This is a genomic window from Vibrio sp. 10N.261.55.A10 (assembly GCF_041470825.1).
In the GTDB taxonomy this organism is placed as follows: Bacteria; Pseudomonadota; Gammaproteobacteria; order Enterobacterales; family Vibrionaceae; genus Vibrio; species Vibrio crassostreae_C.
The window spans coordinates 1-21,917 of record NZ_JBFRNC010000002.1 but is presented as its reverse complement, the minus strand read 5'-3'; the positions used below and the strand labels follow the sequence as shown (position 1 = coordinate 21,917).

General features: G+C 43.8%; 27 protein-coding genes and 1 pseudogene. 4 read left to right on the top strand and 24 right to left on the bottom strand.

The window, feature by feature from the left end; translation table 11 throughout:
* Positions 1-325: 325 nt before the first annotated feature.
* The 4 genes from artM to artP form a co-directional block, all read right to left on the bottom strand.
* Positions 326-994 carry an arginine ABC transporter permease ArtM gene (gene artM, locus AB4274_RS00275; protein ID WP_372110516.1) on the bottom strand — a complete coding sequence of 223 codons (669 nt, stop codon included), beginning with the start codon at positions 992-994 and terminating at the stop codon, positions 326-328.
* Positions 991-1,677, bottom strand: a complete 687-nt coding sequence (gene artQ, locus AB4274_RS00270) for an arginine ABC transporter permease ArtQ (RefSeq protein WP_017061822.1) — start codon at positions 1,675-1,677, stop codon at positions 991-993. The genes artM and artQ overlap by 4 nt, the downstream gene beginning before the upstream one ends.
* 3 nt (positions 1,678-1,680) lie before the next feature.
* The gene (locus AB4274_RS00265; RefSeq protein WP_017063913.1) at positions 1,681-2,412 is read right to left on the bottom strand and encodes a lysine/arginine/ornithine ABC transporter substrate-binding protein; all 732 of its coding nucleotides are present in this window, start codon (positions 2,410-2,412) and stop codon (positions 1,681-1,683) included.
* Positions 2,413-2,532: 120 nt separating this feature from the next.
* Positions 2,533-3,261, bottom strand: coding sequence for an arginine ABC transporter ATP-binding protein ArtP (gene artP, locus AB4274_RS00260; protein ID WP_372110514.1), 729 nt, complete (start codon positions 3,259-3,261; stop codon positions 2,533-2,535).
* A 563-nt stretch (positions 3,262-3,824) separates the two neighbouring features.
* On the opposite strand from artP, the gene AB4274_RS00255 reads away from it, so the two are divergent.
* Both AB4274_RS00255 and AB4274_RS00250 read left to right on the top strand, forming a co-directional pair.
* Positions 3,825-5,660, top strand: coding sequence for an ABC transporter ATP-binding protein/permease (locus AB4274_RS00255; protein ID WP_017061820.1), 1,836 nt, complete (start codon positions 3,825-3,827; stop codon positions 5,658-5,660).
* Between the two features lie 180 nt (positions 5,661-5,840).
* Entirely contained in the window at positions 5,841-6,305 is a 465-nt protein-coding gene (locus AB4274_RS00250; RefSeq protein ID WP_017061819.1) for a thioesterase family protein, read from the top strand.
* A gap of 197 nt (positions 6,306-6,502) precedes the next feature.
* Here the strand turns inward: AB4274_RS00250 and AB4274_RS00245 are convergent, their stop codons facing one another.
* On the bottom strand, positions 6,503-8,758 hold the full coding sequence (locus tag AB4274_RS00245; RefSeq protein ID WP_017063916.1) for a peptidase U32 family protein: 2,256 nt from the start codon (positions 8,756-8,758) through the stop codon (positions 6,503-6,505).
* A gap of 173 nt (positions 8,759-8,931) precedes the next feature.
* On the opposite strand from AB4274_RS00245, the gene AB4274_RS00240 reads away from it, so the two are divergent.
* The gene (locus AB4274_RS00240; protein WP_372110519.1) at positions 8,932-9,522 is read left to right on the top strand and encodes a glutathione S-transferase; all 591 of its coding nucleotides are present in this window, start codon (positions 8,932-8,934) and stop codon (positions 9,520-9,522) included.
* Between the two features lie 202 nt (positions 9,523-9,724).
* Here AB4274_RS00240 and AB4274_RS00235 read toward each other — a convergent pair whose 3' ends face one another.
* From AB4274_RS00235 to AB4274_RS00205, 7 genes are all read right to left on the bottom strand, one after another.
* Entirely contained in the window at positions 9,725-10,174 is a 450-nt protein-coding gene (locus AB4274_RS00235; RefSeq protein ID WP_372110511.1) for a GyrI-like domain-containing protein, read from the bottom strand.
* 67 nt (positions 10,175-10,241) lie between these two features.
* Positions 10,242-10,475, bottom strand: a complete 234-nt coding sequence (locus AB4274_RS00230; RefSeq protein ID WP_372110508.1) for a hypothetical protein — start codon at positions 10,473-10,475, stop codon at positions 10,242-10,244.
* A gap of 8 nt (positions 10,476-10,483) precedes the next feature.
* The gene (locus AB4274_RS00225; protein ID WP_137001806.1) at positions 10,484-10,735 is read right to left on the bottom strand and encodes a Rho-binding antiterminator; all 252 of its coding nucleotides are present in this window, start codon (positions 10,733-10,735) and stop codon (positions 10,484-10,486) included.
* Between the two features lie 170 nt (positions 10,736-10,905).
* Entirely contained in the window at positions 10,906-11,538 is a 633-nt protein-coding gene (gene catB / locus AB4274_RS00220; protein ID WP_372110506.1) for a type B chloramphenicol O-acetyltransferase, read from the bottom strand.
* A 93-nt stretch (positions 11,539-11,631) separates the two neighbouring features.
* Positions 11,632-12,363, bottom strand: a complete 732-nt coding sequence (locus tag AB4274_RS00215) for a glucose 1-dehydrogenase (protein WP_372110503.1) — start codon at positions 12,361-12,363, stop codon at positions 11,632-11,634.
* Positions 12,364-12,434: 71 nt separating this feature from the next.
* The gene (locus AB4274_RS00210) at positions 12,435-12,818 is read right to left on the bottom strand and encodes a nuclear transport factor 2 family protein (protein WP_137001808.1); all 384 of its coding nucleotides are present in this window, start codon (positions 12,816-12,818) and stop codon (positions 12,435-12,437) included.
* A 51-nt stretch (positions 12,819-12,869) separates the two neighbouring features.
* Positions 12,870-13,586: an HAD family hydrolase gene (locus AB4274_RS00205; RefSeq protein WP_372110500.1), complete on the bottom strand. Its 717-nt coding sequence runs from the start codon at positions 13,584-13,586 to the stop codon at positions 12,870-12,872.
* 255 nt (positions 13,587-13,841) lie between these two features.
* Here AB4274_RS00205 and AB4274_RS00200 point away from each other — a divergent pair, with 255 nt between their 5' ends.
* A complete protein-coding gene (locus tag AB4274_RS00200; protein ID WP_017063923.1) occupies positions 13,842-14,174 on the top strand; it encodes a PBPRA1643 family SWIM/SEC-C metal-binding motif protein in 333 nt (110 codons plus the stop codon).
* 94 nt (positions 14,175-14,268) lie between these two features.
* Here the strand turns inward: AB4274_RS00200 and AB4274_RS00195 are convergent, their stop codons facing one another.
* The 12 genes and pseudogenes from AB4274_RS00195 to AB4274_RS00140 form a co-directional block, all read right to left on the bottom strand.
* On the bottom strand, positions 14,269-14,820 hold the full coding sequence (locus AB4274_RS00195; protein WP_017061809.1) for a DUF1349 domain-containing protein: 552 nt from the start codon (positions 14,818-14,820) through the stop codon (positions 14,269-14,271).
* Between the two features lie 17 nt (positions 14,821-14,837).
* A complete protein-coding gene (locus AB4274_RS00190) occupies positions 14,838-15,866 on the bottom strand; it encodes a radical SAM protein (protein WP_372110497.1) in 1,029 nt (342 codons plus the stop codon).
* A gap of 138 nt (positions 15,867-16,004) precedes the next feature.
* Positions 16,005-16,229: a hypothetical protein gene (locus AB4274_RS00185; RefSeq protein WP_017061807.1), complete on the bottom strand. Its 225-nt coding sequence runs from the start codon at positions 16,227-16,229 to the stop codon at positions 16,005-16,007.
* A 132-nt stretch (positions 16,230-16,361) separates the two neighbouring features.
* Positions 16,362-16,877: an adenylate kinase gene (locus tag AB4274_RS00180; RefSeq protein WP_372110495.1), complete on the bottom strand. Its 516-nt coding sequence runs from the start codon at positions 16,875-16,877 to the stop codon at positions 16,362-16,364.
* Positions 16,878-17,144: 267 nt separating this feature from the next.
* Complete coding sequence (locus AB4274_RS00175) at positions 17,145-17,609, bottom strand: DUF302 domain-containing protein (protein ID WP_017061805.1); 465 nt, start codon at positions 17,607-17,609, stop codon at positions 17,145-17,147.
* 151 nt (positions 17,610-17,760) lie between these two features.
* Positions 17,761-18,765, bottom strand: a complete 1,005-nt coding sequence (locus tag AB4274_RS00170; protein WP_372110493.1) for a S66 peptidase family protein — start codon at positions 18,763-18,765, stop codon at positions 17,761-17,763.
* 140 nt (positions 18,766-18,905) lie between these two features.
* On the bottom strand, positions 18,906-19,163 hold the full coding sequence (locus AB4274_RS00165) for a hypothetical protein (protein WP_102393703.1): 258 nt from the start codon (positions 19,161-19,163) through the stop codon (positions 18,906-18,908).
* A 203-nt stretch (positions 19,164-19,366) separates the two neighbouring features.
* Positions 19,367-19,948, bottom strand: a complete 582-nt coding sequence (locus tag AB4274_RS00160) for an HD domain-containing protein (protein WP_102321002.1) — start codon at positions 19,946-19,948, stop codon at positions 19,367-19,369.
* Between the two features lie 129 nt (positions 19,949-20,077).
* Positions 20,078-20,494 carry a VOC family protein gene (locus tag AB4274_RS00155; protein WP_017061801.1) on the bottom strand — a complete coding sequence of 139 codons (417 nt, stop codon included), beginning with the start codon at positions 20,492-20,494 and terminating at the stop codon, positions 20,078-20,080.
* Between the two features lie 119 nt (positions 20,495-20,613).
* Entirely contained in the window at positions 20,614-20,958 is a 345-nt protein-coding gene (locus AB4274_RS00150) for a VOC family protein (protein WP_050649969.1), read from the bottom strand.
* A gap of 77 nt (positions 20,959-21,035) precedes the next feature.
* Positions 21,036-21,506 (bottom strand): GNAT family N-acetyltransferase, encoded by a 471-nt coding sequence (locus AB4274_RS00145; RefSeq protein WP_017070703.1) that lies wholly within the window; start codon positions 21,504-21,506, stop codon positions 21,036-21,038.
* A gap of 36 nt (positions 21,507-21,542) precedes the next feature.
* Positions 21,543-21,899: pseudogene (locus AB4274_RS00140) on the bottom strand (hypothetical protein).
* Between the last annotated feature and the right edge of the window lie 18 nt (positions 21,900-21,917).

Sequence of the window (21,917 nt, the reverse complement as noted above, 5' to 3'; positions counted from 1 at the left end):
ACTACCTTGAAAAACACCGCCTTTGTAATATAACAGCTATTAGACAGAAAAATTCTGCATTTAAATATAGGATTTTCTATCTAGTTTCATATGCACAGCAATTTACCACGATTAATCACAGCAATTCAGTGACTTAAAACATAGATAAACTCATTGAATGACAGAATGTAGAATATTTCCATATAGTATGAATTTCGTAAAAACCCCGACCAACTGGATATAAACACAGTCCCCTTACACATGCCCCAAAACACAAAAAAGCCTGCCATCTATGCGAACATAAATGGCAGGCTTTATACGTTAGTTAAGCTTGTGTGTGGCTAGCTTACGCGGCTTCGAATGCGAGGGCTTTCTTCTCTACCTGACGGAAGATCAGCGTTAGTATGCCGTTTACTGCTAAGTAGAATGCGCCAGCAATACCGAACACCGTTAGTGTGTCGTAGGTTTGGCCGTTGATACGCTGAGCGTAACCCATCAAATCCATGATGGTGATGGTGCTTGCCAGTGACGTACCTTTGAAAACTAGAATCACTTCGTTCGAGTAAGCTGGAACGGCGCGGCGTAGTGCATATGGCAGTAACACTTTCAGCGTTGCGATTTTATCCATACCAAGTGCGCGACATGCTTCCCACTGCCCTGCTGGAATGGCGTTGAATGCGCCTCTGAACAGTAGCGTGCTGTATGCCGCGGTGTTCAAAGCTAATGCTAACATTGCGCAGAACCAAGGTTGGCTTAACCAAGTCCACATGAAGCTTTCACGAATCCAATCGAACTGACCCGGGCCGTAATACACCAAGAAGATTTGAACCAACAATGGTGTGCCAGTGAACAGCGTGATGATGCCACGAGTGAACCAGTGAATCGCAGGTATTCTTAGGATTAGCGTTACCGTCATCAGCAGTGACAAGATACAACCAACAAGCAATGAAGTGCCTGTGAGTTGAAGACTGGTCACTAAGCCTTCAAGCATTTGAGAGAGGTATTGTTGATTCATGCCATTGCCCCTTTGTTACCCAAACCTTGAATAGAGAACTTACCATCAATCACTTTTACCAATCTTTGTGTGATTAAAGTGATGACCAAGTAGATTGCTGCTGCTGTCGCGTACCAAGTAAATGCTTCGTGCGTTGCCGCTGATGTTAGTTGTGCTTGTTTCAACAAATCTGTTACGCCAATCAGCGAAACTAATGCAGTGTCTTTCAATAACACTAACCATTGGTTGGTTAACCCTGGTAGTGCGTGCCTTACCGCTTGAGGCAATACGATACGAAAGAATGCACGAGACTGAGAAATACCAAGCGCGCTTGCTGCTTCTCTCTGCCCTTTGCTTACTGCTTTTAATGCACCACGTAAGGTTTGCGAAGCGTAAGAAGCAAAGATAAGTGACAGTGCAACAACACCAGATAAGAACGGGCTCACTTCTATGAAGTCGCCAGTGATCATGAACAGAACTTGTGTCGAACCAAAGTAGATAAACAGTACGACCAGAATTTCTGGTAAACCACGAACAATCGTCACAAATGCAGTCGTTGGCCATTTGATTGCAATACGACGAGACATCTCACCACTTGCAAACAAAACTGCTAGAACCAATCCAACCAATAGGCTTACGAACGCAAGCTGAACAGTCATCCAGCTTGCTTCGACGAGCCCTAAAGAGTAACCCGTTAATTCCATAAATTACTTACCGAAGTACTTGTTGAAGATCTTGTCGTATTCGCCGTTCGCTTTCACTGCTGCAAGTGCAACGTTAAGCTGGTCTACAAGTTCTTGGTTGCTCTTGTTTACTGCGATACCAAAGCCGTTACCGAAGTACTCTTGGTTTGTTACTTGGTCGCCTACGTACGTTAGGTTGTCTTCTTTCTTGAACCATTCTGCTACAACGGCTGTGTCACCGAATACAGAATCGATACGACCGTTCTTCATGTCGATGAATGCATCTTGGTAGCTTGAGTAAGGTACCGCTGTTACGCCAGTCATTTGCTCAAGTAGGAAGCTCTGGTGAGTAGAACCGTTTTGAACGCCAACACGCTTACCTTCTAGTGCTGCTTGGTCTGCTACTTTGCCTTCGAAAGAAATGAATGCTGCAGAGTTATCGTAGTATGCGTTAGAGAAGTTCACTTGTTTAAGACGCGCTTCTGTGATGTCCATTGCCGAGATAGCCGCATCGTAACGTTTGAATTTAAGTGCAGGAATCAAGCTATCGAATGCTTGGTTGTGGAAAGTACATGTCGCTTTCATCTCTTCGCAAAGTGCGTTTGCTAGGTCTACGTCAAAACCTTGGATTTGGTTGTTCTCATCCATGTATTCGAATGGTGCGTAAGTTGCTTCCATTGCGAATTTGATTTCTTCTTGAGCTGCTGCGTTGAAAGAAGCAAGGCCGATAAGTGAAGCTAGTAGAATCTTTTTCATTTTGTTACTCCGAATACGTGTAATAGCGGCCTGTGGCCATTCTTATAATTTGATTGTTTTAATTAATGTTGTGTTTAGCTAAATCTAGTGAGTCAACTTTACTTTTAATAAGTGACTTACTTAATGAGTCAAATACTCGGCAAACTCAGGTGTCTGCGGATTAACGAATGAATCGCTGGTGCCGTGTTCAACGATGTACCCTTTCTCTAGGTACAGAACGTGGCTAGCAATCTTCTTCGCGAAATCGACTTCATGCGTCACGACCACTTGGGTAATGCCCGTTCCGCTCAATTCTTTAATAATGCTCACGACTTGGTTGGTGATCTCAGGATCAAGCGCCGCTGTTGGTTCATCAAACAACAACACATCCGGTTTCATCATCAGCGCACGTGCAATCGCAACACGCTGTTGTTGACCGCCAGACAGTTGAAGTGGCCAAGCGTCTGCTTTGTCAGCAAGTTGAAGTGTCTTTAATACTTCTTGAGCTTGCTTAATCGCTTCTTGCTTATCCAAACCCGCCACTTTGATTGGTGCTTCAATCAAGTTTTCCATCACCGTCATGTGTGGCCATAAGTTGTATTGCTGGAACACCATGCCGACTTTACGACGAAGTTTAAGCCCCTGCTTTTCTTGGATTTGGCTTGAAAAATCGAATTGCTCATTCGCAATGTCTAATTCGCCGTTGTCCGCGATTTCAAGCAGGTTCAATACACGCAGTAATGAACTCTTGCCCGCGCCGCTTGGGCCAAGCAATACCAAGGTTTCGCCACTCTCACAGTCGAAACTGATGTCGTGAAGAACTTGGGTATCACCGTATGATTTGTTGATGCTCTTTACTTGAATACTCATGCCACAATACTGCATTAATTGTCATTTGTTGGTTATTCTATTCAATCCGATTTTTTATGCAAGAAAAATGTATAAAAAACTACTTTGTTGAATTTTTGTAACAAATATTCCACAAAAAACAGTCGCTATAACTGGTCTTACAACCAAAACTTACAAGTCATTGATAAAGCTAATATCGAGATAAATAGCAAACGTTTTGCTATCAATTTATAAATCATCGCACGGTTGCTTGTTTATGTGTGCACTCTCCTATCAACGCTAATTTACTTGCATAAAAATTAGGGTTAAATAGCTTGGTTTCCTATCCAACTGACTGGATCAGAATGCTTAGTTTTCCTTTAAGGTTGTTTCGAATTATTCACTTAGTGATGAGGAAATATTGGAAATTGAGTTTCCTAGGGAGCGTCACAGCGCAATAAATGCTTTAATGGGTTCGATTCTCAACAACAATTACTGCCCAGCGAACAACGCGCAGTACAGGCAATAAGTCATAAAGCAATTAGCCATAAGCAACAAGCAACAAGCCATCTATTTTTAAAGCGACAACACATTAAGGCAGTCATATGCAAAACGATGTCTCTTCTACGCTCGACTCGAACCAGCGACAGACTCAGCGATCGACTCAACAAGCGCCAGAACCCAAACCTGAGAAAAAAAGCCTCAGTATTTTGTTTGAGCTGAGTAAATTCATTCAGCCTTATAAAGGTCGTGTTATTGCTGCGTTGATCGCGTTGATCTTCACAGCGAGCTTAACCCTTTCAGTCGGACACGGTATTCGTCTTCTTATCGACCAAGGCTTCAGCCAACAATCGTTGTCAGACTTAGGCAGCGCGATTCAATTCATCATGGTGGTGGTCGTGCTGATCTCGATTGGCACCTTCTTCCGCTTCTATTTGGTTTCTTCTGTTGGGGAACGTGTGAGTGCGGACATTCGTTTATCGGTTTTCAATCATGTCGTGACGCTGCACCCGAGTTACTTTGAAACCAACGGCAGTGGCGACATCATGTCGCGCATCACCACGGATACCACTCTGCTTCAAAGTATCATTGGTTCATCGTTCTCTATGGCGATGCGCAGCGCGTTGATGTGTATTGGTGCAATCATCATGCTGTTTGCGACCAATATTAAGCTGACGTTGATTGTATTGGCCTCGGTGCCATTTATCTTGATTCCGATCCTTGTCTATGGGCGTCGTGTAAGAGCTTTATCTCGCCAAAGCCAAGACTCCATGTCTGATGTGGGTTCTTACGCAGGTGAGGCAATTGAGCACATTAAAACGGTGCAAAGCTACAGCCGAGAAGAGCAAGAGAAAGCGTCATTCGCGGTAGAAGTGGAAAAGGCTTATGAGATTGGTCGCCAGCGTGTAAAACAGCGCGCGATTCTTATTTCTGGCGTTATCGTGATTGTATTTAGTGCTATTGCAGGCATGCTTTGGGTTGGCGGCAGTGATGTTATCAACGGCACTATGTCGGCTGGTGACTTAGCGGCGTTTGTGTTCTACGCAATTATGGTTGCTTCATCGTTAGGTACGATTTCTGAAGTGATGGGTGAACTGCAACGCGCGGCAGGTGCGACCGAGCGATTAATCGAGATCCTACAAGTTGAAAGCCATATTGTTGCGCCAGTTGCGAATCCAACTTCGCTTGCTAACGTAACGCCAGAAGTTGCATTTGATGATGTGACCTTCTGTTATCCATCAAGACCGGACCAACCCGCAACAAGCAACCTCACGCTTACTGCCCATGAAGGCAAAGTGTTGGCACTGGTTGGCCCGTCTGGCGCAGGTAAAACTACCCTGTTCGAACTGCTGCAACGTTTCTACGACCCACAAGTGGGTAAGGTCACCTTAGGCGGTGTTGAACTGAATCAGTTTGATCCTAACGAGCTAAGAAAGCAGATGGCATTGGTACCGCAACAACCTGCTCTGTTCAGTAACGATGTGTTCCATAACATTCGCTACGGCAACCCGCAGGCAACAGACGAGCAAGTGATCGAAGCGGCGAAGAAAGCGCACGCACACGAGTTCATTCAAAACCTACCTGATGGCTACAACAGCTTTCTTGGTGAACGTGGTGTAAGGCTTTCTGGTGGGCAGAGACAACGTATTGCTATCGCACGTGCCATCTTGAAAGATCCAAATATTCTATTGTTGGATGAAGCAACCAGCGCACTAGACAGTGAAAGTGAGCATCACGTACAACAAGCGTTAGAAGAGTTAATGCGTGGCAGAACGACGATCATTATCGCCCATCGATTATCAACAATTAAACACGCCGACCAAATTGCGGTGCTCGATAAAGGACAACTAGTAGACATCGGCGACCACCAGTCTCTCATCAATAGCTGCGAATTGTACCAACGCTTGGTTGAGCTGCAATTCAAACACCTTAGTGCGTAACCATTGAGTGGATGTGCAACTAAGTCACTGACATTGTGTGGTTTCAAGCTTCAAAAACTTAAATCACGCGTGTTGCAGTTTTGTTAATTTAGCGGTAGGGTTTTTATTCCAATAACAACTTATTCCGATGAAGGATAAGTAAATAACGTTAATTACACAGATAACAATAAGAGAGTTCGCATGGAAGCACTATTATCTGACTACCCGGTAGTAACAGAAATCCCTGTCGCTTGGGGAGAAATGGACGCACTCAATCACGTTAACAACGCTGTATATTTTCGCTATTTCGAAACCGCTCGCTTAGATTTTTTCAAGCACGTCGAGCTGATGGAAGAGATGGCGATTACCAAAGTTGGTCCTGTTCTTGGTGACACTTACTGTAAGTATTTCCGCCCAGTCACGTATCCAGATACCTTGATGGTCGGCTCACGTGTTACCGATATTCAAGATGACCGATTCACCATGGAATACGCGATTGTCAGTAAGGCTCAACAGAAACTGACGACCGTTGGCACTGCGACTATCGTGATGTTTGATTTTGCTTCGAACCAGAAAGCCCTGCTCTCGCTGCGCTTAACCAATGAAATCGAAAAGATGAACACGTTGAAAAGCCCATGCTTCAAACAAGAAGCCGTGACAGAATAACGTATTCGTTGGTTGAGAAAGATTCAGAAAGTTTCAGAAAGTTTCAGACATTAAAAAGGCCACTCGATTGAGTGGCCTTTTGTTTATTGGTTCAGAGTGCTTATAAGCGGTTGAGCGTTATAAACCTAGAACGCTCTTTGCGTTAGAAGCTATAAGCCTTACAGCCCATAGACATTGAACCCTATAAACCTTGTACGCTATAGACCTTGCACGTACTGAGCATTAGTTCGAACTTCAACCATCTGCTCTAGGTTCTGTTGTGAACCTTCAACGCCGTTCAGTAGCGCTTCGAAATGCTTGATAAGCTCAACTTTGTCTTTCACTTCTTTAGAACCTGCACCGATGTTGGTTAGGTCAATGAAGAACTCGTCGAACAGACCAGAGAAGTCAGTTACTGCGTCGTGGTTCAAGAACTGCTCGTGGTTGTAAATGCTTGGGTAGCCACCCTTCTGTTTATCAACCGCAAAAGAGATGCCTTTCACGTTGGTAATCGTGGTCGCTTTCTCACACTTCAACATACAACCTGCTTCGATGCTTGGCTTGTTACAACCCACGGTTCTTTGGAAGAAACACTGACGGCTGGTCATCATCAAGATTGGGTGGTAAATGCTGTAGAACAGTTTGAAGTTCTCTGGGCGACGAATATGACGAATCTGACCTTTGTTGATCTCGTTCGAAATGAATGCGCCTGCACAGTTCAGCTCTTCTTTCAGAGTAACCAGTGCGTGAGAGTTGGTCGTGTTCATGAACGGGCCTGCAACCCACTCAATACCCATCTCGTAAGCTTTGTAAGCAATACCCGTGTTGTTGGTTACGATGCGAGCTGGCTTGATCTCTTCAAGAATACGAACCGCTTCGTCGTAATCTTTACCGATCAATACCGCTGGGAACCAAGGAATCAAACGTGGGTTTGCTGCCAAGATGTCGATGTACTTGTTACAACGCTTCTTGAAGCTTTCTGGAAGTTTGAAGTAAACATCCGCGTCAGTCACGTCACACAGGTGTAAGTCTTCTACATCGGCGATAAGCATCGACATAGTCGGCTTCTCGTTCACTTTAGGGTGCTGAGGCAGTGCTGGCACTTCAACGTGCTTAATCACTTCCACAGAGCCGTTCAGAATGAAGTCGATCTCGTCTTTTAGGTCTGAAACTTCTTTTAGAGGAATCAACAAGCCTGCATCCACTTCACTGAAGTCGTGGCTTTCTAGCGTGTGAACTGCACTCTTCACGTTTTTGAAGCGCTTCTCAAGTAGCTCTTGAGTAATCGCCTTCTCTTCAACCGCTTTCAATAGCGATTTAGATTGAAGAGTAAAGTTCTCTTTTGGCGTGTTCACAGTCACCGTAAATGGTTGACCCACTTTTGCGCTGAACGACAGTGCTACTGGTGTCTTGCGAATATCAAGGAACTCGATCTTGTCACGCATTTCGTTACCAAGAACGTCTTTCGCTTGGTGAAGTTCGTTGGTCACTTCTTGAATCTGTACAACTGAGATTTCGTTGTTCTGCTCCGTCGCTTTTTCAACAGCGTAGTTCATGCTGTTGTCGCGCGGGTTATCGATGAACATGTCTTTCGTTAGGTTGCCCTTTAGGAAAGAGTTGGTGAAATCACGGTTGAATACTTTGTGTAGGTTCGAATCGTCTTCGATCAACAAACCACTTTCTACAAAGCTATCAATCTGTTTACGCCATGTGTCTACCACAGTGTAAACGTAGTGTGCGCCTTTAATACGGCCTTCTACTTTCAATGAGTCGACTTTCGCATCAACCAATTCAGGTAGGTCGTAGTAAGCTGAGTTATCTTTCAGGTTAAGTGGGAACTTGTTGCCCGCGTTGGTGATTTCGTACTCATCACGACACGCTTGGCTACAACGACCACGGTTACCTGAGTTACCCACACTTACTGAGCTTGAGTAACACTGACCAGAGAATGCGATACACAGAGCGCCGTGTACGAACACTTCGGTTAATACGTCGTGATCGTGTGCCACTTCCGTCAGCATCTTGATTTCAGGCAGGTTCAACTCACGAGACAAGTTAACGCGCGTCGCGCCAATCTTAGACAAGAACTTAATCTGACCTTCGTTGTGCGTAGTTAACTGAGTCGACGCGTGAACGTCTAACGATGGGAAATGCTTCTTAACCAGGTTGAATAAACCCAAGTCTTGAACAATGATGCCGTCCACTTTGGTGTTCACAAGCTGGTTCAGCAGTTTGGTGATGCTCTTAGTCTCGTGCTCCAGTAGCACAACGTTAAGAGTCAGGAACACTTCACAGCCGTATTCATGAGCAAGGCGAATCACACCATTCAATTCGTCTAACGACAGGTTAGAGGCTCTGTTACGAGCGTTGAATGTGTCTAAACCACAATAAACTGCATTAGCACCCGCTACGATGGCGGCTTTTATCGCTTCTACATCGCCACCTGGGGCTAATAACTCAATTTTTCTGCTCATTTTTGAAGTCGCTCACTTACTTATAATTTTTAAGCCGCGTATTCTACCCACATCACGATCTCTTTACCACCGTACAACACTTTTCAAACTAAATGACCTCAATAATGCCGAACGAATCCGATCTACCTATCCTTTATTCTTTACGCCGTTGCCCTTATGCAATGCGCGGACGAATGGGCATCGCACTATCACAGCAAAAAGTGTTACTTCGAGAAATCGTTACCAAAGACAAGCCTAGCGAACTATTGGCCAGTTCGCCAAAAGGAACAGTGCCTGTATTGGTGTTACCCAATGGACAAGTCATTGAACAGAGCTTGGATGTGATGAACTGGTCACTTCAACAAAACGATCCTCAAGATCTTCTGCGTTCAAGCAATCCAACGCTTAGCGAACAAGTTCAGCAGCTCATTAAAACCAACGATGAAGAATTTATTGGTCACTTAGAAAGGTATCGTGCATCGGTTCGTTACCGAAACATCGATGTTGAACAACGCCGACAAGCCTGCGAAACCTTCATTAAGCAGTTAGAAGTGCGACTTACCGATCAGCCCTACTTTTTTGGAGAAAGCCCAAGCTTGGCCGATTTTGCGGTGATGCCTTTCGTCAGTCAGTTTGTGCGAGTCGAAAAGAAGTGGTTTGTGAAATCGGAATATCAAAACGTAGGACGTTGGTTAAAAGCGCACCTTGAAAGTAAGCTCTACACCCAAGTCATGAAGCAATACCCTTTGTGGAATGAAACCAAGCAAGATTGTCTTTTTGGATAACTTAAGAGAATTTTGGGTGACTTAAGGGTATCTAGGGTGATCTAGGGGAATTCTGGAATAGATAATTCCTAGGTATTAAAGTAGTTACGTGACACTGTATCTTCTTTGTAAAGAACAGATATTCAAAGGCTTAACTGGGATTCCGTTGTCTCTTAACTGGCAAACACAGTCTAAGCTAAGCCTTTTGTTCATTTTAACCTGATCACTGAATCGCTATCGAAATCTCGACTTCAGTTTCACCTTTGTATAGTTCAAAATCTGTCGTGTAAGTTCTCACATGTGGGCAGTCAGCAGCGCTGAAATACGCCCACACTTCACCCCATAGATCGATGACCGCTTGAGGAAGTTCACCTTCAGCAGAAAACGTCAGATATTTGCCTGCTTCAATCTTGGTTTCAATAAGATTATTTAAGTCTTGAGCCGTTAACGCATTAGCACACGCGATAACATCAAACTCACCCGTAAAGTCAGACTCGTAGTTAGTGTAAACGCCATACACTTTTGAATCCGGTGTTAATTTCGGAAATGCTTGGTCAAAAAAGCCCTGCCACAATTGCCCTATCTTGGCTCTTGCTGGGTCCATCTCATCGGTATTGGTGGTTCTTACTGAAAAACCATACGCCTTTACGGCTTCTATCGTTTCAACTTTCATTCGTTCTATTCCTAAGCCAATTGACGATCTAACCGTATTGAATCCAATGTTTTATAAGATAACGATGCTAATCTTGTATCTCTTTATGGCCACATTTTTCACAGACAAGGTGACGAGAAAACTCATCCATTGACGCGACAAACGGGCCAAGGAACCAACCTTTTATCATGCCTGCCCAAAACTCACTTCGCTTTTGGTTAGGTTTGTCTGCAAACGCACTCGTCTTTCTGACCAACACCACAACGTGCTGTGTATCTTCTCGGCATGCGGTGCAATAGCATTGTTCTATGGTGTTATTCATTTGAAAGCCTATGACGTTTTGAATGAAATCTGCTGAAAATGAGGGTTGTCGACACAAACTTCTAGTGTGGAAAGGTCTGTGAGTACGACAAGTTGTTCTAAACCTTGAATACTGACCTTAATGCACTCTTCACGGCTATCATTGCGTTGAGTATCTAATCCGACACATTCAATCTGCTCGCCAGACTTCAGCGTTAACTTGATTGGGTATCGGTGCATACACACAATTTCAATATAATCGTAATCGTTGCAACTAATCATAATACCCTTCCAATTCATCCACCACGCTAATGCGACATGCCATACTATTCAATATCTTTACAATCAATAAGTTACTCGTATCACAATCGCATTGCCATAATCAGATTATTGAGTAATTTGTTAAATTTAATCTCGTTCTCACCATTCACATTTCATCTGTGAACGACAATTTAAGGCTTCAAGAATCCTTTCCAATAATGGTACAAACCACCAATGTCTGAAGAACACATTAGCGACATTGCGCCTTTGATCTGTTCTTCGCTCCACTGCCACCATTTCATTTCTAGCAACTGAGCGATTTCAGTCTCATTGAAACGATAACGGATATGGCGTGCTGGGTTTGAACCGACAATCGAGTATGGCGCGACATCTTTAGTCACAACCGCTCGACTTGCGATGATGGCTCCGTCACCAACCTTAACACCACTCATGATCATGGCTTCTGTGCCAATCCACACGTCGTTACCAATCACGATATCACCAGAGCGTTCAAAGCCGTCTATCGCACCTTCAAACTTCTCATCGTCTTGATAGAAAAACGGGAAGGTACTCACCCACTGGTTTTGGTGGCCTTGGTTGCCCGCCATCATAAACACGGCGCCAGAACCAATCGAGCAGTAGCTGCCAATGATCAGCTTATCGATGTCGGTTCTATCCGGTAATAGGTAACGCGCACAGTCATCAAAGCTGTGGTTATGGTAGTAACCCGAGTAATAGCTGTGCTCGCCCACGATGATGTTCGGGTTGGTCACTTGTTCTTTGAGTGACTTTCCAACAAACGGGCTTTCAAAATAGTTTTTCATGGTTGTACTCTTAGTTTCGTTCTTTTAGTTAGGTACTTTTGTTGCGTGTTGATGGTTATAACTTGTTTATATTAGTGTAAAGGCAAACGTGCCCTATCGACCGCCTGCAATATCAATAAACGAGCCGGTGACATACGAAGCTTCGTCTGATAATAACCACGCGATAGAGTTCGCGACTTCTTCTGGTGTGCCACCTCGTTGTAACGGTAACTGCGAAGCTAGTCTGTCTACGCGATCTGGCTCTCCGCCGTCTGCATGCATCTCAGTATAAATACAACCTGGCCTTACGCCATTCACTCGGATATTGCGTGAAGCTAATTCAAGCGATAAGCCTTTGGTGAGTGAATCCATCGCACCTTTCGATGCTGCGTAATCCACATACTCAAACGGTGCGCCAGTACGAGAAGCGGCAGACGATACATTCACAATCGAACCCGCGCCATCGGCTTGTTTGATAAAGGCTTTACTGCACAGAAAGCAGCTTGATACGTTGGATTTCATCACCTTTTCAAAGCGATCCAATTCAATATCAACCAACGGTGACTGGGTAAACAAGATCCCGGCATTATTGACCAAGTGCGTCACTGGACCTAGCTTATTACGAGCAATCTCAAATAAAGATTTCACGTCCGATTCAACAGACACATCCGCACGCACACTAATCGCGGTTCCGCCTTGTTCGCGAATCTCATTCACTAGATCTTCAGCTCGCGACTCATTGTGTATGAAGTTAACGCATACAGCATAGCCTTGACTGGCCAACAATTTAGACGTCGCTGCGCCAATACCTCGGCTTCCGCCGGTTACAATCACTACCTTGTTCAATGAAACCTCCTAATGTTTACTTTTTCTGTGCAACCTGATTGTTCGATACAAACTGATCGTATCGACACAAACTAATTACTCGACACAACCTGAACCCACTGCGATCGCCACGCCGGCGCTTCGAATGGTTCTGGCCAAAACTCAGTTTGCTTTTGAATTAAACCATCAACAACCGTGTGAAAGGTGATCACTCGGCCTTTCAACACACTGTCAGTGACCGAAACGTCCGTTACTACCGTATCACCTTCACAGACAATCGAATTGAGCGTGAACTTCCAAACACCATTGGCTGGATATTCAGAGTTGATTGCAGTGAAGTTGTCGCGCCCTAACGTCAATTCAGACGACTGCGGCCAATAGCCTTCAAAATCTGCGGTTAGCCATTCACCTGCCTTTGCAAAATCATTACTGCGCATTGCATCCCAAAATCCCAATACCACTTGTTTTGGTGTCATTATTCTTCCTTAAAGTTATTTACGTGTGGTGATTTTTAAATGTCTGCTTCGTTATGCGTACTTGCTAATGATCGTTAAAAGATCATCGACACTGTTAGCAATGTAATCGGGCTTGGTTTGCCAATTTTCAGGTTTCGATCGGCTATAACCTGCTGCAACGGCAATAACTTTTGCGTTTTTACCCAGCGCGGCTTCAATATTGCGAGCAAACTGTGTGTCCGCTTCATGGTCACCGATGTACATCAAACAAAGCTCGTTAGTCGGATCGGCGCCAAATATGTTCTCGACACATTTCACACCACCAAATGGATGGGGTTTTTGGTTGCCGTTCGAAACATCGTCATAACCCACTACCGATTTAAACAAATCGCCGATGCCATAACTGTCGAGCACACCACGAATATTCAATTGAGAGTTTTGAGAGCAGATCCCATGAGGAAGATGAGCAAACTGATTAACCACGGTTTCCATTCCTTCAAACAAGGCGACGGCTGTTTGGTTTTTCTCTTGATGCTCTGCCCACATTCCACCAGCGATCAACATTTCATCGTGTGATAAGCCGTAATAGTCGATATATAAGGCTTGCCAGTTTTTAGCCCCGTGGTTGGCTTCATGATAAAGCGCTTCGCTAAGCAAATATTTAGGTAAGTTGTCGCCTGACAAGTGTGGCGCGACTAAAGAGATAATGTCTTTTGTGATTGCGATATTCTTTGGAACGGAATTGACTAAGGTTCCATCGTAATCCCACAGGATGGCATCTAACTTCATACACTATCTCTTTGTTTCGATTAATAATTTGAATTTATCATTCATAAGCCTATTTAGGGAAATCTTATTGTCTTGAATTTGAAAATTAGTCCAATCCGAACAATGCTAGAGAGCAAACCGTTACTAGCAAACAATAACCAAACAGCCTTTGTTCACATCACTGCTTTATCAATTGCAATATATGCGTATAATCCCCGCTCCATTGCGCTATCGTCGTTAAAAATAGCGCCATTCAACATTTTTAATGAGTACCCAATGTCGAAACTATTTTTCAAAGGCCGTATCGAAACAAGACAGAACCACGTTCTTGCTGGCTACAACGTAAACCGCGATGTGAAAGCGGGTACTGAAGAATCTCCAATCGCAGTAATGGTTCAAACTGAAGCGCGCAAAGCAGAAGTTGAAGCGCTAGCCGCTGAAAATTCTATCTTCGTTACTGTTACAGTCGACGCAGACAAAGAAGAGAACACCATCGAGCTTGATACTCTACTGAACAAGCCAAAAACGATGACGTTTGAAAAGACCCCTAACCGTAACGATCCATGTTCTTGCGGCAGCGGTAAAAAATACAAGAAGTGTTGTGCATAAGCGCTTTGACTTGAAGAATTTAAAAACGGACCGGTAGCAATATCGGTCCGTTTTTTTATACGCTAAGCAAGCTTATTCAGCGTAAGACAAATTATTAGGCGTCAGACAAACTGAAGCCACTAAATTTGGCGAAATTAGGCGTCGCCTTACTGCCACTGAACGTATAAAGCATCACACCCTGTTCACTGCCTACTAACGAATCAAACGTGATCACTTCCTGCCATTGTTGTTTTTCTAACGGGCGGAAATGAGCGCTGACTTTTCCGCCTTGTTTGACGAGCTTTACCGACACACTAGATTCACTAAACAACAGACGTTCCTTGATCTGTGGCTGACCATTTTGTTCTACAACGAACACCAATGAACGCTCGCCCATGAACATCTCTTTGCTCACTTTAATGTAGTTGTCGTTATCCCAGTAAATACCTAACCCAGCTTGTTCAAATGCGAGGTTTGGATCTAATTGAACCGTCACTTCTGTGCTGTAATCCGAGCTAGATACTGGATGAACGAAGATATTATCAACATCAGCTGAACCCGCACCAAAGATATTGCCCTCTTGCACTTGCATCGTCAGCACGCCGTTTTCCAAAGACCGATGTTCCGGATTTTCATTTCTGATTTGCCAGTTAACGAGGTTATTCATGTTATTAGTCCTTGCTGCTAGATCATGCGTTGACGGAGTTGGTAAAACACATTGTCGAGTTCATCGGGATTTTGCTTTTGAATGCGATTAAGCTCTCTTTGTACAGAATCGTACATAAGTTGGTTATCCATGTCTTTCAATGCGGCGTAGTAATGAATGCGACGTCCCAAGATAAAGTTATTCTGGTCATTCTCACTCATCATATTGAAACGGTCTATTGTCGCTAAGAACTTCGCTTTATCCTGTGGCAGCTGTCCGTTCAGTTCCATCAACAAATTAATACCGTGATAGTTACCATAGTTGCCCGTCACGCGGTTTAGTTTACTGATCAATTGATATTGTTCTTCAAGCATTTCACGTTCGCTAAGTGGCGTGAACTCTCCATTCTGCACCAGTTCATCCAATTCGGTTCCAGGCTTCACAGCAAGCGACAGAATGCGTATTTCATCTGGGTTGATTTGGTTAAGTAAGGCCGCCGTTTCTTCAACATGCTGCGCCGAATATTCTTTACCACCCAAGCCAAGGATAATGAAGGTCATCATCTTCATACCCGCTTGCTTCGCGTATTCGGTCGATTTCAAAATAGATTTCGGAGTAATGCCTTTTTTCATCAATTTGAGAACATCAATAGAACCCGATTCCATACCGCAATAAAGCATGTTGAGCCCTGCATCACAGATGGCTTTCATCTCTTCAGGCGACTTCTTAGTCATGCTTTGCGCTCGTCCATAAGAGCTGATCTGCTTTAACTCTGGGAAGGCTTGTTTGAGTGTATTCAACACATCCAGCAAGTCTTCGGTATCCATAGTGAATGAATCACCGTCTTGCAGAAAACAGGTCTCAAATTTACGGTTCTTATAGAATGCTTTCGCAGCCCAAATGTCTTTCTTAATCTCTTCAACGGGACGAATTGCAAACTCCATCCCCTCAAACAGCGTACAGAATTTACATTTGTTCCAAGGACAACCTTGGGTGGTACGAATCAATAAGCTATCCGCTTCTGAAGGTGGACGAATAGGCCCTTGTTGGAACTGATACTGTGTCATTTGAATGCCCAATAATTAACTATTCGCATAGGATACTGGAAGTTCATTCAATGAAAAACACGGTATAATTTGAATTATTATCAAATAAAAACGGATAATTGAAACAGAAGAATGTTGAAGTATTAAGTAGATTAAGGGCTAATCAAGGTTGTCCGGTGTACGTAAATTGGTTCCACACTTTGTACATTTATAGTCACCGTTTCCGCCACTTGAAGCTAGCGACGATAAAATCATTCCAAGCAACCCTGGCTTCTTTTCATGTTGTGGCGCTTTTTCGGCTTGGTTACTGAACATAGTGTACTTGTGCAGTGTCAGTTCCTTACAGTTACTACAGAACGCTCTCGTCTTCTCACTTCCATACATAATATCTATCTCCTTAACTCAAAGCACAAACTAAACATATGGCAAATATGCCACACGTAGAGTTAAATCTAAATATTTTCATGAAGTTATGAGTAAGTAAGAGCGTTTTAAAGAAAAGTAAACTCTCGACTGTTAAGTGAAGTGTTGGTGAACAAAGTTATTCAATTCAGTCACGCTTCTGATGATGTAAACCTCTTTCTCTTTAGCGCGCAATTCTAACTGCGCTCTAAAGTCGTCATTCCAAAATTTAGGACACAGTTGTAGTGTCTTATAGCTTTGTATCGTGCCTTTTATCACTGAGCTTCCAGCAGGCCAGCCTTCAGGTTTAACAAATAAACCTTTGAGCATTCTCTTGGTTACAAACCAGTAGCTAGTTGAATAAGGAATGTCGATATAAACCAAGGTATCAGCTGCATCTAAACGCGTGTTGAACGAGCCTAGAGGGCCAAAACCATCGATGATCCAGCTTTCTGACTTAAGTATGCTCTCATGAGCCTCCTCAAATACTTCACGTTCAACAAACTCTCCGTTGGCCTTGTAAACAATAGAGTCCAACTGGTGAAGCTCTATCCCTGTAGCTAGTGCTAACGCCTTCCTGACTGTGGACTTTCCACTCCCAGGCTTACCAAAAACCGCGATCTTTTTCATATGACTTCCTCTATTCAGATAAAACCCATAAGACAGCGACAAAAAACCCACCTTACGGGTGGGTTCGATAAACAAAGCGCATCAACAATCCCACCATTCTTATGGAATGATGATAATTCGTTGGTTAGATGGCGCTAAATTCAGTTTCATAAAACTACTTTTATATATTGTTGCTTAGTTGTCAATGCAGCCAAACGTTGATTGGGAAGCTATATCCTCGTCAAGTCGCACCCATTAATAGTCTTAATGAGTGCTAATTGGTCTTGGTTATTTCGCTTTCTTTTTCGCCACTGTCGCTTCTGATAGCTTGCTTAGTACACCCGATACTTTCTTAACGACCTCGTCACAGCCATTGATCGCGTGACGCTCTACCAAGTAATTAGGATCGTTGTAAGACAACCATACTTTCTTATTTGAATCTTCAGTGACTAACACCTTCTGCGGTAAATCTATCGCGACTTCTTGAGCACATTGCATTAATGGTGTCCCTACTTTCGGGTTACCAAAGATGATGACTTCCGTTGGTCTCAATTCAAGATCGACCTTACTCGCGTTTTTCTGATGGTCAATTCGCGCAAACAATGTCAAACCTTTGCTTATAGCGAGTTCTTCAAAGCGGTCAGCGGTCTCTTTCACTGAGTAATTACTTTGGTATTTAATCAAACCATCAGAAGCCGCAGCTAAAAATGATGCAGAGAGTAAAATGGCGCATAGTGGTAGTAATTTTTTCATCGTCACCTCAGAGATTTAACCTAATCAAACTTACATTCATAGCGCCACTTCTAAAATCAGCGACGTAACCCATGTCAGTATAGACGCGATTCGATTCTCAGTTTGCAGAGAGGATCACTTTTCTAATGCGTCTTATTATCATCAGTTTAGGTTAACTCGACGCTAACCATTGGCTTTGAAGCTTGAATGTTTGGTCATCAAAATCAATAGTGCCTTGCACACCTAGTGGCGTGACTAGCATGGGATGGGTGTGACAACTGTCGAAGCCATACAGGATCGGGACATTTTTACCGTTCAGCACTTCAAGAAGTACATCGAGTGGTGTTCGCCCTGTCCCTTTGTCATCAAACAACTCATGTTTGCCGAGTACAATAGCGCCTACTTTATCGAATACTCCGCAAGCCAATAAGTGCGCGAATGAACGCTCGACCGCTTCAATGCCTTTTAGTGAATCTTCAATAAGCAGAATATCGCCAGACTGAATTTCTGGCATGTATTCGCTGCCCCAAATCCCGGCCATCGTACTCAGGTTGCCGCCAATCACGCGACCGCTTACTTGACCTCTTCCCATGAAGTGCCATTCGTTATTGTAAACTGGCTTTGCAGAGTCTTGAGTTTCCCAATCGTGTTTAATGTCCGTCCAACTCTCAGGCATCGTGTACTGATGTTGGCTTGAATCCGAGCATAAGATGTCAGTAAACGATTGGAAGGTTTCGTCGACTAATGGCGGGAACTCACCAAATGACGCAACAAGTGCAGGGCCATAAAAAGTCACCAATCCAGTTTTGGCGTAGATGCCTAACAGTAATGCTGTGGCATCTGAATAGCCGACGATGATCTTAGGGTCGTCTCTAAGGGCATCATAATCGATGTATGACAACAGTGAGTTACTGTTGTTACCACCAATGGTCGACATAATGCAGCGCACGTCAGGATCTCGAATGAGCTGATTGAGTTCTTCGGCTCGCGCTTGAATGGAACCAGAACGATACCCTTCTGACTCTCCAGTTAACAAACCTTCAACTAGAATGAAGCCCTGCTTTTCCAAATAACGTTTAGCACGAGCAAATCGATTAGGTGCAAAGACCGTTGCGGGCGATGACGGTGAGAAAAATCCGATTTTGTCACCAATATTTAAAGCTTTTGGGTATGTCACTCGTTTGTCCTCTATAACAAAATTGGAATAATACGCCTGACTGAAACTCACTAATTCTTAAAGCAAACGAGTTCTTTAAGCGAGTTGATTTCGGGGTTAGAGCTCAAAAAATTAAGGTTGAATCAAATTTTCATCCCCAATCAGTGCCACGACTTAGTCCCACACTTTTCACACTGGTATTCGTAATCACTGTCGACATAAAAACCGGGAACATTATGGTCACCTTTAAACAATAACGTCATCAGGTACTCCATCAACACGCCTAGCTTCCATTGTTTCTTTTCAGATTCAGTGTCCGCTTTAGATTCAGCATCGGAAGCGTTAACAGCAAGGTGCGGGGTAAGTGCGTTACACTGTTCGCAGTGATAAGGATGTTTAATATACTTATTATCAAGCATTTATATAAGCCAACCAATATTTATAAAGTTGATGCATACTAACAACTTATCACTCGGTTCTCGAACTTATTGTTGTCCACTAGATCTTTATTTGAAAGAAATGAGACACAAGGTAAGTGCCATGCATCTTGAATCAGTTGCCATCGAGATTTCCCTCATTGAACAGCTAAAGCTATTGTTACGCTTAGGTACGAAATTAACTTTTACTTTAATAGCCCTTTGTCCGCAGCACCTTCAAGCTGCACTTCTAGCTCTTTCCATAAGGCACGACTGCCTTTAGAAATACGCTCGCCATTGAAGGTCAGGACTTTGTCTTTGGATATGTTGTGCTTCTTCCAGCTATGACCACCACCATGGATGTTATGAAGCAAAGGCGGCACTCTATCGATCGCCTTACCAAATCTAGCTTCCGGTGACTCACCGGCTTCGAACTCAAGCCATAAATCCAAATACTCGCTTCTTGAATGGCTCGGCAATGATTTCAGCAAGCGCTCGACGCAGTTTCTCTCTTTGAGCTTGTTTTCTTCGGTTTCACTGGCATAAATGATGGTATCTCCCGCATCGATTTCCCCAAGGTCATGAATCAGCAACATCTTCATTACTCGGGTAATATCGATTTCTTCATTGGCATAGTCTTTCAACATAAGAGCGCTCAAACAGACGTGCCAACTGTGCTCGGCCGAGTTTTCATATCGGTCCAATCCAACTGGTTTCGTCTGTCGATGAACATCCTTTAATTGTTCAATTTCGACCATGAATTGCAGAATGCCTTTGATTTCTTCCACGATAAGCTTCCTTAACTTAAGTTGATGATTGAGCGGTGCGGAGGGTTAACCTAGCGACAAAGAAGCGTTACTCCCAATGAACCGACATTTTGTAATACGCAACACCCGATGGTTGTGGGCTAAGCTTATCTACCTGTTAGCCATAGGGTGTTCAGGATTTAACTGAAGCAGATCCCACAAGTTACCGTAAAGATCTTCAAACACAGCAACGGTGCCGTAGCCTTGCTCTTTAGGCTCTCGGACAAAGTTAATGCCCAAAGACGTCATACGTTCGTAATCACGCCAGAAGTCATCGGTGTTTAAGAATAGGAATACGCGTCCACCAGCTTGGTTGCCGATGAAATCGAGTTGCTCTGGCTTGGAAGCTCTAGCAAGTAACAGGCTCACACCGGTTGAATTTGGTGGAGCAACAACAACCCAGCGCTTATCTTCTTCTGGCAGATACGTGTCTTCGATGAGATCAAACTTAAGCTTGTTTACATAGAAATCAAGCGCTTCATCGTAGTCTTTTACCACGAGTGCAATGTGGACAATATTCTGTTTCATAACATACCTTGTTGGGGTTTTAGCTGCGTGGAATGATGCCATGAAGCAGGTAAAGACACTAGGTGTCGCATCATAAATCGTAGTATCTCGTCCGTCACAATCTAAAAGGTATACATCATTTATAACTGCCAGAATCCGAGCTCGACGCCACCTTGAATGACAATGGCACACATCCCGTGACGTGGTAACTCCATTGGCGGCACCGCAACTTCGGCGCCTAGTTTCTCGGCGGCATTTACTGCAGACTGAATATCCTCAACCAACGTGTAATGACGAACAGTTGGTTCTTCAGTTTCACGAAGCGGTGCTCGAATGCCAATTACCCCGCCATTAGATAGCTTTGCAGTGCGCGCCCCACCAAGGTTCACATCTGCACCACTGAATTTCACGTTGTAGAGCTGAGCGTATGTTGCACAAACGACATCGACCTCTGGGGTAACCACTTCAAGATATTGAACCTTCATCAAATTTCCTTCTCGTGTTCTTTAAGACTCTCAACCTGCATACAGCTGTGCAGGTGTTTCTCATCAATAATTTATTACTAAGCAATTCGACCGCGCATGATAAATTGCGGGCCTGCTGCGCCACCTAGATACTGTTGATTGATATCTTCGAAGCCGCCTTTCTTATAACAGTTGAATGCTGCCGGATTTTTGCAATTCACAGTTAAGTAAATCGACTCATACGCTGAGTAATTCGCTTTTAAATACGGAAACAAAGCCTTCACCGTGCCTGTTCCTAAACCTTTACCTTGCTGGTTTTTATCAAGCACAAAAGCTCTCAAGCCAATGCTTCCTTCAGGGCAGAATTCGTAGTGCTCTGCGTAAGCGATATCCAGCTTAAAGAAACCCACAACTTCGTTATCAGACTTAATCACGTGCAAGTGCGTCGTTTCACTGCCGTCTAATAAAAACTCTGCAGCTGTACCAGCGAACTTAACCTGTTCATCGGCGAGTTGGATGGCCTGAACTAACGCCACATGTGAATCTTCAAGCCTTTCGATAGTTATCATTGTTGTTCCTTCTGTATAGCACCCACGAAGAACCGACTAGAGCTCATCGCTAGTATCTCGAGAACCGTATTTTGGGAAGTTGATATTAAGAACGTTATCGTCCTCAAGAGTGAATAGAACACTTCCATTCTCTACACCGGTTTCGTTTCTATCTGAACAGCCTAGAAACAGCTCCCAATCAAACGAATATTGAAGTCGGTATTGATTCGCATTGATGTGGAGAACGCCTTTGATTTTGATACCGTTCACCACATGTGCCATATCATCGATGTATGACAGATCAGGGATTAACTTTTCTTCGAAATCACTCTTATGCTCGGTTAAGAAATTGAGCAGTTCAGAACATAACTCGGAGCCATGAACCTATGGTTTAGACAGACTAGAAAACAACATTTCTAGGGCGTGTTGATC

What these genes read in the sequence shown, in the direction of transcription:
- AB4274_RS00200 (WP_017063923.1), top strand. Translation starts at nt 13,842, where the DNA reads ATGTCGAAACTATTTTTCAAAGGCCGTATCGAAACAAGACAGAACCAC.
- AB4274_RS00245 (WP_017063916.1), bottom strand. Translation starts at nt 8,758, where the DNA reads ATGAGCAGAAAAATTGAGTTATTAGCCCCAGGTGGCGATGTAGAAGCG.
- AB4274_RS00150 (WP_050649969.1), bottom strand. Translation starts at nt 20,958, where the DNA reads ATGAAGGTTCAATATCTTGAAGTGGTTACCCCAGAGGTCGATGTCGTT.
- AB4274_RS00165 (WP_102393703.1), bottom strand. Translation starts at nt 19,163, where the DNA reads ATGCTTGATAATAAGTATATTAAACATCCTTATCACTGCGAACAGTGT.
- AB4274_RS00205 (WP_372110500.1), bottom strand. Translation starts at nt 13,586, where the DNA reads ATGAAGTTAGATGCCATCCTGTGGGATTACGATGGAACCTTAGTCAAT.
- AB4274_RS00145 (WP_017070703.1), bottom strand. Translation starts at nt 21,506, where the DNA reads ATGATAACTATCGAAAGGCTTGAAGATTCACATGTGGCGTTAGTTCAG.
- AB4274_RS00180 (WP_372110495.1), bottom strand. Translation starts at nt 16,877, where the DNA reads ATGAAAAAGATCGCGGTTTTTGGTAAGCCTGGGAGTGGAAAGTCCACA.
- AB4274_RS00255 (WP_017061820.1), top strand. Translation starts at nt 3,825, where the DNA reads ATGCAAAACGATGTCTCTTCTACGCTCGACTCGAACCAGCGACAGACT.
- AB4274_RS00225 (WP_137001806.1), bottom strand. Translation starts at nt 10,735, where the DNA reads ATGATTAGTTGCAACGATTACGATTATATTGAAATTGTGTGTATGCAC.
- AB4274_RS00235 (WP_372110511.1), bottom strand. Translation starts at nt 10,174, where the DNA reads ATGAAAGTTGAAACGATAGAAGCCGTAAAGGCGTATGGTTTTTCAGTA.
- AB4274_RS00250 (WP_017061819.1), top strand. Translation starts at nt 5,841, where the DNA reads ATGGAAGCACTATTATCTGACTACCCGGTAGTAACAGAAATCCCTGTC.
- AB4274_RS00155 (WP_017061801.1), bottom strand. Translation starts at nt 20,494, where the DNA reads ATGAAACAGAATATTGTCCACATTGCACTCGTGGTAAAAGACTACGAT.
- artQ (WP_017061822.1), bottom strand. Translation starts at nt 1,677, where the DNA reads ATGGAATTAACGGGTTACTCTTTAGGGCTCGTCGAAGCAAGCTGGATG.
- artM (WP_372110516.1), bottom strand. Translation starts at nt 994, where the DNA reads ATGAATCAACAATACCTCTCTCAAATGCTTGAAGGCTTAGTGACCAGT.
- AB4274_RS00190 (WP_372110497.1), bottom strand. Translation starts at nt 15,866, where the DNA reads ATGACACAGTATCAGTTCCAACAAGGGCCTATTCGTCCACCTTCAGAA.
- AB4274_RS00195 (WP_017061809.1), bottom strand. Translation starts at nt 14,820, where the DNA reads ATGAATAACCTCGTTAACTGGCAAATCAGAAATGAAAATCCGGAACAT.
- AB4274_RS00240 (WP_372110519.1), top strand. Translation starts at nt 8,932, where the DNA reads ATGGGCATCGCACTATCACAGCAAAAAGTGTTACTTCGAGAAATCGTT.
- AB4274_RS00265 (WP_017063913.1), bottom strand. Translation starts at nt 2,412, where the DNA reads ATGAAAAAGATTCTACTAGCTTCACTTATCGGCCTTGCTTCTTTCAAC.
- AB4274_RS00210 (WP_137001808.1), bottom strand. Translation starts at nt 12,818, where the DNA reads ATGACACCAAAACAAGTGGTATTGGGATTTTGGGATGCAATGCGCAGT.
- artP (WP_372110514.1), bottom strand. Translation starts at nt 3,261, where the DNA reads ATGAGTATTCAAGTAAAGAGCATCAACAAATCATACGGTGATACCCAA.
- AB4274_RS00185 (WP_017061807.1), bottom strand. Translation starts at nt 16,229, where the DNA reads ATGTATGGAAGTGAGAAGACGAGAGCGTTCTGTAGTAACTGTAAGGAA.
- AB4274_RS00230 (WP_372110508.1), bottom strand. Translation starts at nt 10,475, where the DNA reads ATGAATAACACCATAGAACAATGCTATTGCACCGCATGCCGAGAAGAT.
- AB4274_RS00175 (WP_017061805.1), bottom strand. Translation starts at nt 17,609, where the DNA reads ATGAAAAAATTACTACCACTATGCGCCATTTTACTCTCTGCATCATTT.
- catB (WP_372110506.1), bottom strand. Translation starts at nt 11,538, where the DNA reads ATGAAAAACTATTTTGAAAGCCCGTTTGTTGGAAAGTCACTCAAAGAA.